At 64.0% G+C, this 16,691-nt stretch carries 16 protein-coding genes and 1 rRNA gene; 6 read left to right on the top strand and 11 right to left on the bottom strand.

The window, feature by feature from the left end:
- Positions 1-19 precede the first annotated feature (19 nt).
- Positions 20-1,117 (top strand): histidinol-phosphate transaminase, encoded by a 1,098-nt coding sequence (gene hisC, locus ACS3WA_RS02575; RefSeq protein ID WP_438277010.1) that lies wholly within the window; start codon positions 20-22, stop codon positions 1,115-1,117.
- Positions 1,114-2,052 carry a prephenate/arogenate dehydrogenase family protein gene (locus ACS3WA_RS02570; RefSeq protein ID WP_438277009.1) on the top strand — a complete coding sequence of 313 codons (939 nt, stop codon included), beginning with the start codon at positions 1,114-1,116 and terminating at the stop codon, positions 2,050-2,052. The genes hisC and ACS3WA_RS02570 overlap by 4 nt, the downstream gene beginning before the upstream one ends.
- 127 nt (positions 2,053-2,179) lie before the next feature.
- On the opposite strand, the gene ACS3WA_RS02565 is transcribed toward ACS3WA_RS02570, so the two are convergent.
- Positions 2,180-3,376, bottom strand: a complete 1,197-nt coding sequence (locus ACS3WA_RS02565) for a DUF2125 domain-containing protein (protein WP_438277008.1) — start codon at positions 3,374-3,376, stop codon at positions 2,180-2,182.
- A gap of 183 nt (positions 3,377-3,559) precedes the next feature.
- Between ACS3WA_RS02565 and ACS3WA_RS02560 the strand changes: the two genes are divergently transcribed.
- Positions 3,560-4,144, top strand: coding sequence for a gamma-glutamylcyclotransferase (locus ACS3WA_RS02560; protein ID WP_438277007.1), 585 nt, complete (start codon positions 3,560-3,562; stop codon positions 4,142-4,144).
- On the opposite strand, the gene ACS3WA_RS02555 is transcribed toward ACS3WA_RS02560, so the two are convergent.
- The 4 genes from ACS3WA_RS02555 to ftsE form a co-directional block, all read right to left on the bottom strand.
- Entirely contained in the window at positions 4,141-4,914 is a 774-nt protein-coding gene (locus ACS3WA_RS02555; protein WP_438277006.1) for a lysophospholipid acyltransferase family protein, read from the bottom strand. The genes ACS3WA_RS02560 and ACS3WA_RS02555 overlap by 4 nt on opposite strands.
- 139 nt (positions 4,915-5,053) lie before the next feature.
- Positions 5,054-5,773: a YdcF family protein gene (locus ACS3WA_RS02550; RefSeq protein ID WP_438277005.1), complete on the bottom strand. Its 720-nt coding sequence runs from the start codon at positions 5,771-5,773 to the stop codon at positions 5,054-5,056.
- Positions 5,774-5,867: 94 nt separating this feature from the next.
- Entirely contained in the window at positions 5,868-6,839 is a 972-nt protein-coding gene (locus ACS3WA_RS02545; protein ID WP_438277004.1) for a cell division protein FtsX, read from the bottom strand.
- Positions 6,832-7,491 (bottom strand): cell division ATP-binding protein FtsE, encoded by a 660-nt coding sequence (ftsE, locus tag ACS3WA_RS02540; protein ID WP_292610086.1) that lies wholly within the window; start codon positions 7,489-7,491, stop codon positions 6,832-6,834. Before ftsE ends, ACS3WA_RS02545 begins: the two co-directional genes overlap by 8 nt.
- A 318-nt stretch (positions 7,492-7,809) precedes the next feature.
- Between ftsE and ACS3WA_RS02535 the strand changes: the two genes are divergently transcribed.
- Positions 7,810-8,655 carry an MJ0042-type zinc finger domain-containing protein gene (locus tag ACS3WA_RS02535; protein WP_438277003.1) on the top strand — a complete coding sequence of 282 codons (846 nt, stop codon included), beginning with the start codon at positions 7,810-7,812 and terminating at the stop codon, positions 8,653-8,655.
- 3 nt (positions 8,656-8,658) lie between these two features.
- Positions 8,659-9,045: a response regulator gene (locus tag ACS3WA_RS02530; protein ID WP_438277002.1), complete on the top strand. Its 387-nt coding sequence runs from the start codon at positions 8,659-8,661 to the stop codon at positions 9,043-9,045.
- Here the strand turns inward: ACS3WA_RS02530 and ACS3WA_RS02525 are convergent.
- Positions 9,039-11,579: a TIGR02302 family protein gene (locus ACS3WA_RS02525; protein WP_438277001.1), complete on the bottom strand. Its 2,541-nt coding sequence runs from the start codon at positions 11,577-11,579 to the stop codon at positions 9,039-9,041. The two genes, ACS3WA_RS02530 and ACS3WA_RS02525, sit on opposite strands and share 7 nt — an antisense overlap.
- A 185-nt stretch (positions 11,580-11,764) precedes the next feature.
- On the bottom strand, positions 11,765-12,178 hold the full coding sequence (locus ACS3WA_RS02520) for a DUF3775 domain-containing protein (RefSeq protein WP_438277000.1): 414 nt from the start codon (positions 12,176-12,178) through the stop codon (positions 11,765-11,767).
- A 238-nt stretch (positions 12,179-12,416) separates the two neighbouring features.
- Between ACS3WA_RS02520 and ACS3WA_RS02515 the strand changes: the two genes are divergently transcribed.
- Positions 12,417-13,034, top strand: a complete 618-nt coding sequence (locus ACS3WA_RS02515; RefSeq protein WP_438276999.1) for a glutathione S-transferase family protein — start codon at positions 12,417-12,419, stop codon at positions 13,032-13,034.
- A gap of 54 nt (positions 13,035-13,088) precedes the next feature.
- On the opposite strand, the gene ACS3WA_RS02510 is transcribed toward ACS3WA_RS02515, so the two are convergent.
- The 4 genes from ACS3WA_RS02510 to rrf form a co-directional block, all read right to left on the bottom strand.
- Positions 13,089-13,640, bottom strand: coding sequence for a methylated-DNA--[protein]-cysteine S-methyltransferase (locus tag ACS3WA_RS02510; protein ID WP_438276998.1), 552 nt, complete (start codon positions 13,638-13,640; stop codon positions 13,089-13,091).
- A gap of 137 nt (positions 13,641-13,777) precedes the next feature.
- A complete protein-coding gene (locus ACS3WA_RS02505) occupies positions 13,778-15,298 on the bottom strand; it encodes an FAD-dependent oxidoreductase (protein ID WP_438276997.1) in 1,521 nt (506 codons plus the stop codon).
- Positions 15,299-15,738: 440 nt separating this feature from the next.
- Complete coding sequence (locus ACS3WA_RS02500; RefSeq protein WP_438276996.1) at positions 15,739-16,335, bottom strand: hypothetical protein; 597 nt, start codon at positions 16,333-16,335, stop codon at positions 15,739-15,741.
- A 256-nt stretch (positions 16,336-16,591) separates the two neighbouring features.
- Positions 16,592-16,691, bottom strand: a 5S ribosomal RNA gene (gene rrf, locus ACS3WA_RS02495); the annotation flags it as partial.

Genomic DNA, 16,691 nt, shown 5'->3' with positions numbered 1-16,691 from the left:
GACAGTCCCGGAGTCCATCATGTCCCGACCGGTGCCGAATCCCGGCATTCTCGATATTGCGCCCTACGTGCCCGGCAAGAGCCCGGTGCCGGAAGCGGGCCGCAAGATGTTCAAGCTGTCGGCCAACGAAACGCCTTTCGGTCCGTCGCCGAAGGCGATGGACGCCTACCGCGATGCCGTGACGCATCTCCGGGACTATCCGGAAGGTACCTCGCGCGTGCTGCGCGAAGCCATCGCTCGCGCCTATGGGCTCGACCCGGCCCGCATCATCTGCGGCGCGGGATCCGACGAAATCCTGAACCTGCTGGCGCATACCTATCTCGGCCCCGGCGACGAGGCGATTTCGACCACGCACGCCTTTCTGGTGTACCCGATCGCGACCATGGCGAATGGCGCGACCAACGTCGTCGCGCCGGAGACCGACTACACCGCCGACGTCGACGCGATCCTCAAGCGCGTGACGCCGAAGACCAAGATGGTCTGGCTCGCCAATCCCAACAATCCGACCGGCACCTACCTGCCGTTCGACGAGATCAGGCGGTTGCGCGCAGGACTGCCGTCGCAGATGCTGCTGGTGCTCGACGCCGCCTATTCCGATTATGTGTCGCGCAATGACTACGAACTCGGCATCGAACTGGTGGCGACGACCGAAAACACCGTGCTGACGCACACATTCTCCAAGATCCACGGCCTGGCTGCGCTGCGCATCGGCTGGATGTTCGGCCCGGCGCATATCGTGGAGGCCGTGAACCGGATACGCGGCCCCTTCAACGTCTCGACCCCTGCGATGCTTGCGGCCGCGGCAGCGATCGGGGACACCGCGCACGTCCAGATGTCGAAGGCGCATACGGAGAAGTGGCGCAACTGGCTGACGGATGAAGTGACAAAACTTGGCCTCAAGGTGACGCCGAGCGTGACGAACTTCATCCTGATCCACTTCCCCGAAACCCGAGGCAAGACCGCGTCCGAAGCCGACGCGTTTCTGACCAGACGCGGCCTGGTGCTGCGCGCGCTCGACAATTACGGCCTGCCGCATGCGCTTCGTCTGACCATCGGCACCGAGGAAGCCAACCGCCTGGTGGCGGAGGGCTTGCGCGACTTCATGGCGCCGGCATGACGGCAGCGCCCTTGTTCCAGCGGATCGCGCTGATCGGATTCGGGCTGATCGGCGGCTCGATCGCGCGCGCCGCGCGTGCGCGAGGCCTCGCCGGAGAAATCGTCGTCACCGCACGCTCCGCGAAGACGCGTGCGCGGGTGACGGAGCTTGGCATCGCTGATCGCGTGGTGGAAACCAACGCCGAAGCCGTCGATGGCGCCGACCTCGCGATCCTCTGCATCCCCGTCGGGGCGTGCGGAGCGGTGGCGCAGGAGATCGCACCACATCTCAAGCCAGGCGCCATCATCTCCGACGTCGGATCGGTGAAAGGCGCCGTCGTCCGCGACATGGCTCCGCATCTGCCCGCGAGCGTTCATTTCGTGCCCGCGCATCCGGTCGCCGGCACCGAGCATTCGGGCCCGGATTCCGGTTTCGCCGAACTATTCATCAACCGCTGGTGCATCCTGACGCCCCCCGAGGGGACCGATACCGCCGCGGTCGAAAAACTGCGCGCATTCTGGACCGCGATCGGCGCCAGGGTCGAGACCATGACGCCCGAGCATCACGACCTGGTGCTGGCGATCACCAGCCATCTGCCGCACCTGATCGCTTACACCATCGTCGGCACCGCGGACGAACTGGGCGAGGTCACGTCCTCGGAGGTGATGAAATTCTCCGCCGGCGGCTTTCGCGATTTCACGCGCATCGCGGCTTCCGATCCCACCATGTGGCGCGACGTTTTCCTGTCCAACAAGGACGCGGTGCTGGAAATGCTCGGCACCTTCAACGAGGACCTTTCCAAGCTGACGCGCGCCATGCGCCGCGGCGACGGAGAGGCGTTGTTCGAGCACTTCACCCGCACCCGCGCGATCCGCCGCGGCATCGTCGAGATCGGTCAGGATTCGGCGGCTCCGGATTTCGGGCGGCTGCAACCGAACGCGGCAAAGAAATCTTGACCCAGGTTGGCTCGGACTTGATCCGGTAGCGCCGACTACTCTCATCCCAACCCTCTCCCGCAAGGGGAGAGGGAGCAGACTGACTCCGCGGCTTCCGCTTCAATCTGAATAGACTCGCATAGAACCTTCAGAACAGCGGCGGCGTCTGGGCGACCTTCAACGGCCCGATGAAGACGGCGCCGTCGACGAACCGCAACGGGAAGGAACGCGCCTTCTTGCCTTCGAGCGTCGCCTCCTGACCGATCGCAGCGAGGCCCGCAGTAACACCGGCATTGGCGTTCTCACGCACGGCCTTGCCCAACCCCGGAACCGCCCGGTCCAGCGCACCGAAAAGATTGTTGATGTCCTCTGTCTTCACGCCCGGCGCTACCTTGTCGAGAGTGCCCTGCGGAACGCCCTCCTCCAGCATCTGCTGAATTCCGAGTTCCGGAATGATCGCCTCAAAGCCGGTCGCCGTCATATGCAGTTCGCCGTCGAGGTGTCCGTCGGCGGTGAGACCAAGGGAGCCGGCGGCGATCGCAATCAGATCGCCCTGCTGGATGCGCGACTGCATGATCTCGACGCGGCCGCCCGCCGCCTGCAATTCGCGAAACCGCACCGGCCATGGTTTGGGCGTGAAATCCTTCAACCCGTGCAGCATCGCGCGGACGTCCGCATCGAACGGCTTGGTCAGCACCGGGTGAACGCCCCGAAGGGTTGCTCCGGTCAATTCGGCAACGGTCTCGATCGTCGGGTGATCCGGCCTGGAGTTCTCAGCAATACGGCCATGAAGCTCGACATGGCTGGCGCGTGCAACCGGTGTCTGCACCGAGGCCGCAACGCGGTCGATTGCCGGATCGTCGAATACGATGTCCGCGCTCTGCGGTGTGCCGGGCAAGCCGACGATGCTGCTGCGCGCGGTACGCCAGTTGACGACCATCACCGGCTGCCCGTTCTCGGAGAGCGTCGCCGGAGCCTTGAACTCCGCGATCAGCAGTTTCGGCGTGTAGATCTGCGCGACCACCAGGATATCCCCGAGGCGCGCGGTCACTGGCGGCGCCTGAGCCGCGGCCTGATCGGCGGTCTGCGACCTCAGTTCGACGGTCGCATCCAAGCAGTGAACTTCCAGGCGGAACGGAAACCCCGCGACGGTCCGCTTGGCGCAATCATAGATGCGCCCGGACGCGGCTTCGCGTGCGCGCCAGGCGTCGACGGTCCGGTCGACCTGCGAAGCCGAATAGAACCAGAACGCGCTCCACGCTGCGGCGGCGACGACCACCAGCGCAGGCATGACGAAAATGGGCCAAAGACGATGCTTGGAAGGGGGCGTGGTGGCTGCGGCCATGCAGGAAGGTACACTCTTGAATTTGTCAAAATCGGCGGTTGCCTTGGACAATAGTCGCGCCGTTCCGGCAAAACCAGCCCCTTCAATTCCGCTTCGCCTGACGGCGCGGGTCTGCAATATTTCAAGCAGGATGCGACCGGAAAACGCGATAGGTTTTTCCGCACCCCGCCCCAGGCATGCACGATGAATACGCAACGACAATTCGAGACGGGTTCCGGCCATTCCGATACCGATTTCTGGGTGTTCGGCTACGGCTCGCTGATGTGGCGGCCGGGGTTTGACTTTGCTGAACAGATGCCAGCGCGGCTGATCGGCGAGCACCGGGCGCTCTGCGTCTATTCGTTCGACCATCGCGGGACGCCGGAGAAGCCGGGGCTGGTTCTCGGGCTCGACCGCGGAGGCGCCTGCCGGGGCATCGCGTTCCGCGTAGCGCCGAACTGTCGCGAGACCACCGTCGCTTACCTGCGCGGGCGCGAGCAGACCACCCACGTCTATCGCGAGGTGATGCGTTCCGTCTGGCTCGAGGACGACGCCCGCCGGCGGGTCAGCGCGCTGGCGTACGTTGTCGATCGCGGTCATGTCCAGTATGCCGGGCGACTGACGCTGGCGGAACAGGTTCGCTACGTCCGGCAGGGCCACGGCCGCTCCGGTCACAATCGCGACTACGTGCTGTCCACGGTGAAGTCGATCGAGGCACAGGGCTTTCGCGACCCGAAACTTCATCAGTTGGCGGAACTGCTGCGCGATGATACGCCGGTGCGCGGTTAATCCTCCCTCTCCGGCATATCCGACACCCGTCCGAACAACCGCGCCTGCTCGCGCTGCTCCGCCTCGACCAGAGCAGTCGTCGCTCCTTCGATCGAGGCCGCCAGCCGCGACATGAATTCGTCACGCCGCAATCCCGGCGGCAGCGGATCGAGGAACTCGACCGAAATCGTTCCGGGATAACGCAGGAAGGTGCGGCGCGGCCAGCACAGGCCGGAATTGAGCGCCACCGGCACGCACGGCACCTTGGCCTCAGCATAGATCATGGCGACGCCGCTTTTATATGCCGGCGGCGCTCCGATCGGCCGCCGCGTTCCTTCGGGGAAAATCACGAGCTGACGCCCGAGACGCATCTGCTCCTGCGTCATCCGGGCCAGCATCTTGAGCGAGCGTATGCCGGCCTTGCGGTCGATGCCGATCATGCCGGTCTTCGCCAGGTACCAGCCGAAGAACGGAATCCACTTCAACTCGCGCTTGAGAATGAAAATCGGCTGATCGATGAGACTGAACAGCGCGAAAGTCTCCCACATCGACTGATGTTTCGCAGCGATGATCAGCGGCCCTTTCGGAATCCTTCCGGCGCCGAGAATCCTCACGCGCGTGCCGCAGATGACGCGCATCAGCCAGATGTTCCAGCGTCCCCAGGCTTTCGCCATTCCGACAAGGGCCGCGCGTGGCATCGCGAAGGTCGGCAGCGCGGCAATGATCCAGATCGCCATCGTCAGGTAGAACAGGACGTTGAAGACCAGCGAGCGCAGAAAGATCAAAATCATCAACGATCCAATTTCGTGGCGCCGGAAGCGGATCCGGCCAGCCGCAAGGCAATGCTCTCATCAATAACCCGCGCGCATTCCGATCGCAAAACCGGTTTCCACTTTGCGCTGGCGCGGGCCTTCGGATCGGGATCATACACTAACCGGAGGGCGGTCGTTTCGGCTCGGCCGATCCGGCAGACGGGTCGACCGCCTCGGGGAAGGGTTCGAGACCGATATAAGCCAGACGAACCCGCGCCTCCGCGGCGAGGTATTTGACATATTCCGACAGCAACAGCCGCAAGGTCGCGCCGCTTGTCCACCACGGCTCTTCGCGCCACTTGTCGCCGATCACCGCGAACGGAATCAGGGTGGTGTCCGGCATCGCGTGCGACAATTCGACGATGGCACGCGGCATGTGATAGTTGGAGGTCACCACGATCAGGGAGTGGAAGCCCTGTTCGTCGACCCAGCGCCGCGTCTCGCTGGCATTGCTCCGGGTGTTGACCGCCGAACGATCGAGATCGACGCAGCACGTCAGCAGCCGCTGGCTGTCGGGCAAGGAGCGCGAAATATCGCTGACCCCGTTGGTGGGGTGGACGCCCGAGATCAGCAGCCGCTTGCCGTAGCCCCCGGCCAGAAGCTCGATCGCGTCGGAAATCCGCGACGAGCCGCCGGTGAGCACGACGATGCCGTCGGCATTGCTGGCGGGTTTGGTTTCGACACCGCGCAGTTGCGACAGAAATCCGACGAAGCCCAGTCCCGCCCCGACAAAGGCGATCCCGGCTGCGGCAACCACCGCCGCGAGCATCCTGGCGCGACGCCGCGCCGGCGTCTGGCGCGTGGCTTCCGGCTTGTCATGGCGCGCTTGTTCACTCATCCGTTCGATATTCCTGGTCACCCGACTTTAGTTCGTTTTAGGGCGAAGTGGAATCCGGTCGCGCCGGGTAAGGCGTTAGGCCTGAAACAGCTTCTCAGTCAATTTCGTCCAGCGTCGCAAACAACGTGCGGCGGGCCGCCAGTCCGGTGATCGCCGCGATCAGCACCGTCTGGGCCGCCAGCACGAGATAGCCCAAGGGACGCAGCGAGAACGTGCCGAGCAGCGCGGCGAACTGATCCCCGACCGGCGTTCCGGAAAACCAGGTGGCGATCGATTCGGAGAACCCGAACATCAGCATGGCGGCGACGCAGCCGATCGCGCCGCCCTCGAACCCGAGCCGCAGGAAATGCCGCAGGAAGCGATTGGCGATGTAGCGGTCGCTTGCGCCGACGAAATGCAGCACCTCGACGATCGGCCGATTGGCCGCCATCGCGCCCCGGGTCGCGAAGGACACCGAAATAATAGTGGCAATGATGACCAAAGCCAGCACACCGACGCCTGCGAACACTGTCGCATTGGTCATCGACCGCATCCGGTTGATCCAGGCGCGATGGTCATCCACGCTGGCCGACGGCGCCACTTGCGTCACGCGGCCACGGAGTCCTTCAAGGTCGAGCCTGGTCCCCGGCGCTGCCCGCGCCACGATCATGCGGGGCACCGGCAGATCGTCAAGCGACAGGCCGCTGCCGAGCCACGGCTCCAGCAGCTTGCTCGACTCCTCCCTGGTATACGGCCTGACGTCGAGAATACCGGGCTCCGCGCGCATCGCACTGACGACGGCGGTCACGTCGCGCTCGATGTCGCGCCCGGCGACCGGCCGCACCTGGATGGTGATTTCGCTCGCGACGTCCGACTGCCATTCCGTCGCCGAGGCGCTGACCAGCAGCACCGCACCGGTCGTGATCGAGGCGAGAAACGTCATGATGGCGACGACGGCGACCAGAGCGCGGCCGGAGATCGAAGCGCGCGGCACGATCGGCGACATGTTGCGCGCGCGGGCCGGCACCTGCGGGCGTTCCCGCCCGAGATCCACTAAAACACCGTGATCGTCGCCCGTGTTACTCATAGACGTGCAGCCGTCCCTGATGCAGCACCAGACGCCGCGCGTCGTACTGGTCCATCAGCGTGATATCGTGGGTGGCGATGATAACCGCCGTGCCGGATTTGTTCAGTTCGATGAACAGCCGCAGCAGCCGCCGTCCAAGCGTCGGATCGACGTTGCCGGTCGGTTCATCCGCCAGCAGAAGCTGCGGACGCGCGATCACCGCGCGGGCGATCGCCGCGCGCTGCTTCTCGCCGCCGGACAACACCGGCGGCAGCGCATCCATGCGTTCGCCGAGACCCACCCATTTCAGCAGATCGATGACTTCTCGCCGATAGGTCGATTCATCACGCCCCGTCACCCGGAACGGCAACGCAACGTTCTCGTAAGTCGTCATATGGTCGAGCAGGCGGAAGTCCTGCAGCACGATCCCGATACGCTTGCGCAGATCGGCAACCTCGTCCTTGCCCAGCAGGGAGACGTCCTGACCGAACAGGTTGACAAGCCCCCGCGTCGGCCGCAGCGACAGAAACAACAGCCGCAGCAGGGACGTCTTTCCCGCACCCGACGGGCCGGTGAGAAACTGGAAGGAATGGGCCGGAACCTGAAAGCTGAGGTCGCGCAAAATCTCCGGGCCGAGCCCGTAGCGCAAGCCGACATTTTCGAATCGGATCAAGCCTGGCGCCCCGAAATCCAAAGTTCGCAACATTTTCAGAGCGCCCTTTCGCGAACCTTGGATTTGAAAGGGCGTCAACGTGCGTCGTTCAGAAGTTCCCTTGACGGACTCCTTTAAGAAAATGAGGAGAATTTCCGATCCACCCCACAAACCGAGGGACGAAGGCGCCGACAGGTTGCGCTGCCGCGGCCACTGCGCGTCGGCGCGGTCTCCGGAACGGCGAACGTCGATCGGACCCGTTTTGCGTTGGTTATGGTTTCCGATTCGTTAACGGTCGGCGCATAGACTTCGGACAGCGTCATTTGCGGCGATTCGTCCATGCACATCATCTGTCCTCACTGTACGACATCCTACGCGGTCGACTCCGCAACTTTCGGCGATGCTGGTCGCATCGTGCGCTGCTCGCGCTGCAAGGAAACGTGGCGGGCAATGCCCGAAAAGATTGCCGTCGCCGAGGCTCGCGTCCCTTCGATGGCGGGAGCGGACGATGCGGCGGGATGGAACGAACCCGCGGAGACCGTTCCCTCCGTCGACAGTCCATCGATCGCCAGTGACCTGCCGGAAACCCCGGAACCCAGCGGCGCGCAGCAGGAACTCGCAGGCGCATGGACCTCGCCGGCACAGCAGGACAATACGCCTCAGGATAACGAGCGCCCGCTTTCGACTGCCACCTCGCGGCTCCGCGGACTGCTCAAGCCGAGGTTCGCGTTGCGCCGGCCTTCGGTGAATCTGAACACCGTCTGCGTCGCAATGGCCGCCATGGTGATGGCGCTGGTGATCTGGCGCGCCGAGATCGTGCGGCTGCTGCCGCAAACCGCAGCGTTCTACCGCCTGGCCGGGCTGGAGGTGAACTTGCGTGGATTGGCCTTCAAGGACGTCAAGATGTCGACCGAAACCGTCAACGGCAAACCCGTACTGGTCATCGAAGGAATGATCGTGGCGCAAACCCGCAAGCCGGTCGAACTGCCGCGTCTGCGCTTCAGCGTCAGTGACGCGCACGGCACCGAGATATATGCGTGGAACGCGGTGCTCGAACAGGCCGCGCTCAAGCCGGGCGAGACCGCCTGGTTCCGTTCGCGGCTGGCGTCACCGCCGGCGGAAGGCCGCAGTATCGACGTTCGTTTCTTTACCCGGCAGGATCTTGCCACGGGAAGTGGAGTGTAGGTCGTGGCGCGCGTTCTCATCGCCGACGACGAGGATTCGATGCGGTCGCTGGTCGCCCGCGCCATCGCCATGGACAGCCACGAGACAGTGACCGCGGCTGACGGCGCCGAGGCGCTGGATATTCTGACCGGCGATGCGGGCGCCTTCGATCTTCTGCTCACCGACATCAAGATGCCGATCATGGACGGCATCGCGCTGGCGCTGGCCGCCGCGCGCGATTTCCCCGATCTGGTCATCCTGCTGATGACCGGTTTCGCCGATCAGCGCGAGCGCGCATCGGGCCTCAACGCTATCGTGCACGACGTCATCACCAAGCCGTTTTCGGTGGCCGATATCCGCACCGCCGTCGCCGATGCGCTGGCCGAACGACGCTCACGCAACGATCAGTAATCCTTGAGCAGCCGCTCGATGTAGTCGAGCTCGATCTTCGGCCGTGACGGGTCGGCGAAGCGGCGGCGCAGTTCTTCGAGAATGCGGCGGACCCGCTGTACGTCGATCTCGCCGGGAATCCTGACGCTTGAATCATTGCCGAATTCCCGGCCACGCAACGGCCGTCCCAGCGGATCGGTCTGGTTGCCGCCGCTCTGCCGGCCCGCCCGACTGCCCGGACCGTCCTCGCCCTGCCCCTCGCCGTGCTGCATGGCCTCGGCGAGGCTCCGGGCGCCCTTGCGCAACGCCTCGAGCGCGCGGCCTTGCGCATCGACGGCACCCTCGGGATTGCCTTCGCCAAGCCGCCCGCCGGCGTCACCCATGGCGGTATCGGCCTGGCCGAGGCCATCCTCGCCCTGTTCAGCTTGCGATCCCTCTTCGCTGTCCTGGCCCAGCCTGTCACGCTGAGCCGGGCCCATGCCGCGCCGGGCAAGCTCCTGCTGCAATGTCCTCAGTCTGTCTTGCAACGCCTGCTGATCCTGCTGCAAGCCATCCATCGCATGGTGGTCGTCATGGCTGTTATCGTGCATGCTGTCGCGCCGGGAGTCCTGACCCTGCTTGTAGGTCCTGTCGCGCAACTGCTGCTGCTTGCGGATCATGTCGCCGAGTTCATTCAGCGACTGCTGGAGGTCCCCGTCCTCGCCCTGGCCCGGCTGCGCCATCTGGAGATTCTCGAGCATCTGCTGCAACTGCTCGAGCAATTGCCTGGCGGCCTCCTTGTCGCCGGAGCGCGATAGCCGCTCCATGCGCTCGATCATGTTGTCGAGGTCCTGCTGGCGCATGACTCTGGTGTTGCGATCGAGCGGGCGCGCCAGTTGCTGCGGATTGTCGCGCATCTGTTCGGCCAACTGCTTCAGATATTTGTCCAGCGCCGCGCGCAGGTTCTCGGTGAGCTTCTTGATCTCCTCGTCGCTCGCGCCGCGTTCCAGCGCCTCCTTCAGCGCATCCTGCGCCGCACGCAGCGCCTTGTCGACATCGGTGATATTGCCATCCTCGATACTGACGGCGAGCGCCCAGAGGTTGCCGACGACCTCGCGCAATTGCGCGTCCGTGCGCGCGGCCTCGAGCTGCTTCGTCACACTGTAAAGACCAAGGTATTCGCCCGTCTTCGGGGTGAACACTTCCGGCGCGATCAGAAGCGCATCGAGCGCGGTAAAGACCGAAGAGTTCTGATTGGCGTCCAGCGCCAGAATCCGGCGCTGCTCGATCAGCGCGCGCGCCAGCGGCTTGGTGAACACACGTTCCGGCAGGCGCAGCTCGAACGGCTCGCTGTGCCCCTCGTTGCCCGCGTCGTCGCGCGCGCTCAGCGTCAGGGTCACATCGGCGCCGGCATAGGGGCTCTCGCTCAGATCCTTGACGGTCTGCCCGATCCCGCTGCGGGGCCTGGCATTCGGCAACACCAGCGGAAATTGCGGCGGATCGAACAGCGGGCGCGGGGCCGCATCGTTCTTCGCAGAGGAGTCGGTCCGGGCCGAAAAGACCGCGTTGGCTTCGGTCACGCCGTAGTCGTCCTCCATGCGATAGGACAGTTGCAGCAATCCACGCGCCTGACGTTCCGGATGCTTGGCCAGCGATATCGCCGGGACGCGATCGGGGATCGCATTGAATGTCCACTTCGGCTGCCCTGACGGCGCGCGCACATGCGCCGTGCCATCCGTTGCAACGGTGAAATGCCGCTCGCTGGTGCCTTCCGGGGCGTTATCGACCGGAGCCTTTTCAGTCACCCCGCCGCTGACCGCGACGTCGAGGCTGCCTCCGCTCGAACGGACGATCAGCGTGCTGCCCGCCGGCACCGGAAGCGCGGTATCGGATGTGCCGGCATCCTTGTTCGTCGCGGACAAGATGATCGCAGGCTTGCCGGTATAAGGCGGCGGCGCGACCCAGGCATCGACCCTGACATTGGCGGGGGTCAGCATGCCGTTCAAATCGAACGCGGCGGCCACCCGCTCGGTTCGCTCGCCCCCGGCGGCGATATAGGTCGCGATCATCAGCACCACCACCAGCGCGCGCAGCGCCCAGCGATCATGCATCGGCAGACGCGGCGAGGGCAGCCCGGCGCGGATGCGCTTGAGCGAGGCCAGCGTGCGTGCGCGCTGCGCCTGCCACAACGCCAGCGCAACCGGATCCCGCGTCGCGACCGTATCGGCGAGCGCGGTCACCGGGCGATGACGCAGACCGGCGCTGCGGTCGAGCCGGCTCAGCCCTTCCTCGCTGCTCGGCCAGCGGAACCCGAGCGCAGGCACCACCGCCGCCAGCGCCAGCAGGACAAAGGCCGCCAGGGCAACGGCGCGCCCCGTCGCCGGCAGTTCGAGCCACAGCCCCGCCCACGATACCGCCAGGAACAGTCCGGCAACGGACAGCAGCCGCGCGAGGTGCGGCCAGGCTCTTTCCCATGCAATCGCCCATCTCGCGCGCCGCAGGGCGCGCGCCAGACCAAGCCGCGCCGCAGGCTCGCCGCGGTCCTGACTGGATGGATCTGGGGTTACGCCGGTCAACAAACTCTCCGGATTGCTGGAGCCATTCTGACGGAACCGAAGCCGGGCTCCAGCTTCTTGCTTTAGCGCGCTTCTTGACGCGAACCGGTCCCGTCTCGCTCGAAAACGCTATAAAACAGCATCCTATCACGACGGCGGCAATGAGGCATCGGCCGCCGGCGGTCGTCGCTGCCCCTCGCGACGGCTCAACCCGCCGGCACAGTGCGCTCGTCGCCCCATTCCAGACCGAACTGGTCAAGCCCTTCCGCGAGAAAATCGCTCAGAAGCGGTTCGCCAAGCAAATAGCTGGCGGTCCGGGAGTTGTGTCCTTCTGCGGCTTCGCGCCGCAAATCCGTCCACTCCTCGATCGAGCCATCACCCCGGCCAAGCCGCATCAGCGCGACCAGATCGATCTGCTCATCCTCGGACAGCGAATTGATGAACCCGGTGATTTCGCGAACCACCGGGTCGTCTCCATTGTCGGTCAGCACATCGATCATGTTGTCGTCGGAGGCGTTTGAACCGGAATCCGGGTCCGTCGATCCCTCCTTGGCATCGAACTCTCGCGCTTTCTCGATGAGAAAACCGACCTTTTCCGGCGAAATGGCAAGATCAGGCATTGGCGATACTCCTTTGTTCGAGAACGCCAACGCAAAGGCTGCCTGGTTGATCCCAATCACCGTGACGTGAAGCAATTGCAGACGAGATTTCTCAAACCCGAACGGCCTTGCGATCCGCCCCGGCCATCCTTGCGAAACGGGACGAATGGTTGTCGAATGCAGCCCGTAATGTCCCGTGAACAGCTAAGACGAGAGAACAAAGATTAAGGGGCGCGATCGGCGCTTGAGGCATTTCATAATGAAGCTGGTTTTCTCGCCGACCTCGCCCTTCGCCCGCAAGGTCCGCATCGCCGCCATCGAGCTTGGGCTGATCGACACCATCGAACTCGTGCCGGCTGCCCTTGCGCCAGGCAAGCCCGACGACGACTATTCGCGCGACGTCAATCCGCTGAAGAAGCTGCCGGTGCTGATCCTCGACGACGGCGGCGTGATTCTCGATTCCTACGTCATCGTCGAATATCTCGACGAGATCGCCGGCGGCGGAAAGCTGATACCGGCGTCGGGTCCGGCGCGCTGGAGGATCAAGACGGATCATTCGATCGCGCAAGGCATTCTCGATTCGATGGTGTTGTGCCGGTACGAGAAGGCGGCGCGCCCGAAGGAGTTCTATTGGCAGGCATGGGCCGACGATCACTGGCATCGGGTTTGGACCGGCATGGCGCATTTCGACAGGCAGAGCGACCTGCTGTCGCGACCGCTCGATATCGCGCAGATCGCGCTCACCTGCGTGCTCGGCTACGCCGACTTTCGTTTTACGGATAGCGGCTGGCGCAAGGCTTATCCGAACCTCGTCGCGTTCCAAGACAAGATGATGCAGCGCCCTTCGGTGAAGATCTCGGCGCCGCCTGCGGCGTAACGGGTGCAAGCAGCCGGACCGGGCCGGGGCCGGCATCCGCTTCATCCGACCGGTTCAATCGAACAGGCTCGGCGTGTAATTGACGGCCGCGCCCTCGATGGCGAGCATCTTCAGCTTGGTGGCGACGCCGCCGTTGGCCGAGAATCCTCCCGGCTTGCCGCCGGCGGCGAGCACGCGATGGCACGGCACCACGATCGGACACGGATTGCTGCCAAGCGCCTGACCGACGTCACGCGACAGTTCGACGCCGCCAAGCAGCTTGGCGATCTCGCCATAGGTCATGGTCCGGCCCGGCGCAATGGTGCGGGCGATGTCATAAACATCGCGATGGAAATCGGGAACGCCGTCGAGATCGAGCGCCGCACCGGACAGATCCCTCGGCTTGCCCTCAAGCAATTCGATCATGCCATCGATCGCGGACTGCACGTCGGCTGGCGGGAGCGCCTCCGCGAGTTCGCCATAGCGCTGGCGAATGCGGGTCCGGGTCTTGTTCTCGTCTGGCAGCGGCAGTTGCACGGCCTTGATGCCGCGTACACTCCAGACGATGCCGCATGTGCCGATCGCGGTGTCGAACAGCGCAAACTTGCAGTCCTTCACGTCACTCATAGACCGCTCCGCCTCCAGGCCCCCTCGTCAGGAATCTAGGATTGGAGAACGCTGCGATCCACCCGGATTCCGACAAGAAATATGCCCGGCAGAACGACTCCTCAGCCCGATGACAGTGCCTGAGGGCGAGCCAAACTTCACGACGTGACGGCGCGCTCCATCGCCACTTCGGCCTTGAGGTGGTCGATATCGCGGTAGATCGATGACACCGCGAGCACGCGTCCCTTATGCCTGTAGCGCAGCAGGCAATCCCTGTCCGCGACGCTGCCGTCGATCTCGATATCATCCCACTTCAACGCGTGGCCGGCATAGTTGATCGGCACGTCGTAGTGCTGACTCCAGAAGAACGGCACCGCATCGAATTTTTCGCGGTGCCCAAGCATGTTGCGCGCGGCGACCTGTCCCTGACGCTGCGCCACCACCCAGTGCTCGACGCGGATGTTGTCTCCGGAATGAGAGTCCGGCCAGCGCACGATATCGCCGGCTGCATAGATGCCCGGCGCGCTGGTTTCGAGGAACTCGTTGACGAGCACGCCGCGGTCGATTTTCAATCCCGCCTTTTCGGCAAGCTCCAGGCGCGGTTTCACACCGACGCCGAAGACGACGAAATCGGCATCCAGCGTTCCGCCACTGCCGAGCGTCACCTTCTGCTCGCCGATCGCGGCGACCGTGTCCTCCAGATGGAAGATGACGCCATGCTCCTGGTGCAGCGCACGGACGAAATCGCCCATCTCCGCGCCGAGAATGCGTTCCATCGGGCGCAACTCCGGCGCGACCACATGGACTTCGATATCGCGGGCGCGCAACGACGCCGCAACTTCAAGACCGATGAAACTCGCGCCGATGACAACCACCCGGCTCGCCGACTTCGCCGCCTCGATGATGGCGCGACAATCCTTGAGCGTGCGCAACGTATGAACGTGCGGCAGGTTGGCCCCGGGAATAGGCAGACGGAGCGGCTCGGCGCCGGTCGCCAGCAACAGCCGATCGTAACCGACGCCGCCGTCCGTGGTCGTGAGCTGACGTTTTTCCGGATCGATGGCGGTAACGGTCGTGCCCAACCGCAGATCGATGCCGGCCTTCTGGTAGAAATCATCGGGACGCAGCGGCAGCCAATCCTCGGGCGCGGAGCCGGCAAGATAGTCTTTCGATAGATTGGGCCTGTCGACCGGCGGAGCATCGTCGCTGCTCAGCATCACGATGCCGCCCTTGTAATCCTGGCGGCGCAGCATCTCGGCGGCCGCGAAACCCGCCGCGCCGCCACCGACGATCACGATCTTCTCGGGATGATCGGGCTTGGCGAGCTTGCTCGCCGGACGCTCGCGTTTTCCGAGGACGAAGATCCGGCCGTCGCGCTGCTCGACCTCCCAGACGTCGAGCGCGTTGAAGGCGGGGGCGCGGGTCGCCTCGCCGGTGCGCAGATCGAAGCAGGCATGATGCCAGGGACAGCGGACGATGCCGTCGACAACGAGCCCGTCGACAAGCGGTCCGTGATAGTGGCTGCAGTGCGCATCGATCGCGAAAATCTCGGAACCTTCGCGCACCAGCAGGATCTCCCGGTCTCCCACATGGCCGACCAGCTTGCCATCCTTGAAAACGCCGGGATCAACACCCTGCGTCAGGTCCGGTCCGCTCGGTCGAGCCTGCTCCTCAGCCATCTATCTGCTCCTCCATGGTTACGCGGCCGCCGGATGCGAGCCCATGCGGACATTCGCGATCCGCCCACACGGTTTCACACCGGCGGGGCTACGGCAAGTTCACCCGTTAAGAGCGAACGGAACGGAAAAGGTTCCGCGATGCAAAGGAGCGTCGTCACGCCGGTCGAGGCGTTCTCCGACCGTCGCTTTCTCCGCAGCAGACAACGATTCTGATTTCCAGGATATTTTTTCAGGCGACGCACGCCTCGGGCCTGAAATGCAGTGGAGCCGGCCGCGTTATGATGGAACGCACCACCCGATCATGGCCGGGCATAACCGCTCAAAGAGCGGCACCATCGTTTCCGCTCGTCTATGTGGGGCGTCCCACGTCTTTCTTCGCTATAGCCAACAATCTTCGCAGCCCTTCAGGACCATGATCTTCCGGCACCGCGAGGTTGAATTTATTCGTCCTCGGACTCGGACAGCGCGCCAGCAAGCTTGTCGTAGTATTTGGCGACAAGATCGATATTGCCTTTGTTCTCGATCGCAGGCGGCGGCGTCTGCAGCGCCGCATTCATGTCATCGAGCGCCTGCTTCTTCTCCTTGGCCGGCATCTTGGTGTCGGCCTGGACCGCGGCAATCTGCTGTTTCAAAACCTCCTGCACGCCAATGTATTTCTTGGTGGCCGGATCGAAACCGCCGAGCACGAGACTGATGTTGTCGATCACGTTGTTGTATTCGGCATAGCTTGCAAAGCCCGATTTCTTCGCGATCGCGTCGAGCTGCGCCATGACTTTCGAGTCCGGTTTCACATTCGGATTGTCCGGCAGCTTGTCGTCAAGCGCATTCATGTCCTTCTGCGCCGCGAGCACACCTTCGATCTGCTTCTCCGTGAGCGCGATCTGCTTGATCGGCGCATCGCCGGCGGGGGCAGCCTCGGCCGGCGCGGGCGCTCGGGTGGCCTGTGCGAGAGCGTTGCCGGCCGAGAAAGCAGCGACGAACAGTGTGAGACCGGCAACGACAATCCCGATAATGGTGGAGCGAACGATATCGCGCATGAGATTCTCCTCGGCTTGGTGTTCTTCACGATTCGCGCGGATGAAATGACGGCATTGAGGCTATGGGGTCCGAAATGAACGGCCTGTGAACCGTCCGATTCTGCCGGCCGATCATGGCCGATTGATACCGGCGAGCGGTATGCAGCGATGGAACAAAAAAAGCCGCTTCCGTCATGCATGGCGCATTTCGGAAACGGCGTTTTTGTTTGGTGAGGCGAAGAAAAGTTCGCAAAGAGGAAATCATTGTCCTTGGCAGGCCTGGCAGCGACCTACTCTCCCAGGGCTTAAGCCATAGTACCATTGGCGCTGAGGAGTTTAACGGCCGAGTTCGGGATGGGATCGGGTTCAAGCTCCTC

The sequence above is a fragment of the Nitrobacter sp. genome (genome assembly GCF_051535235.1).
In the GTDB taxonomy this organism is placed as follows: domain Bacteria; phylum Pseudomonadota; class Alphaproteobacteria; order Rhizobiales; family Xanthobacteraceae; genus Nitrobacter.
Note: the sequence above shows the minus strand (reverse complement) of the source record. Positions and strands in the feature narration are given on the sequence as shown.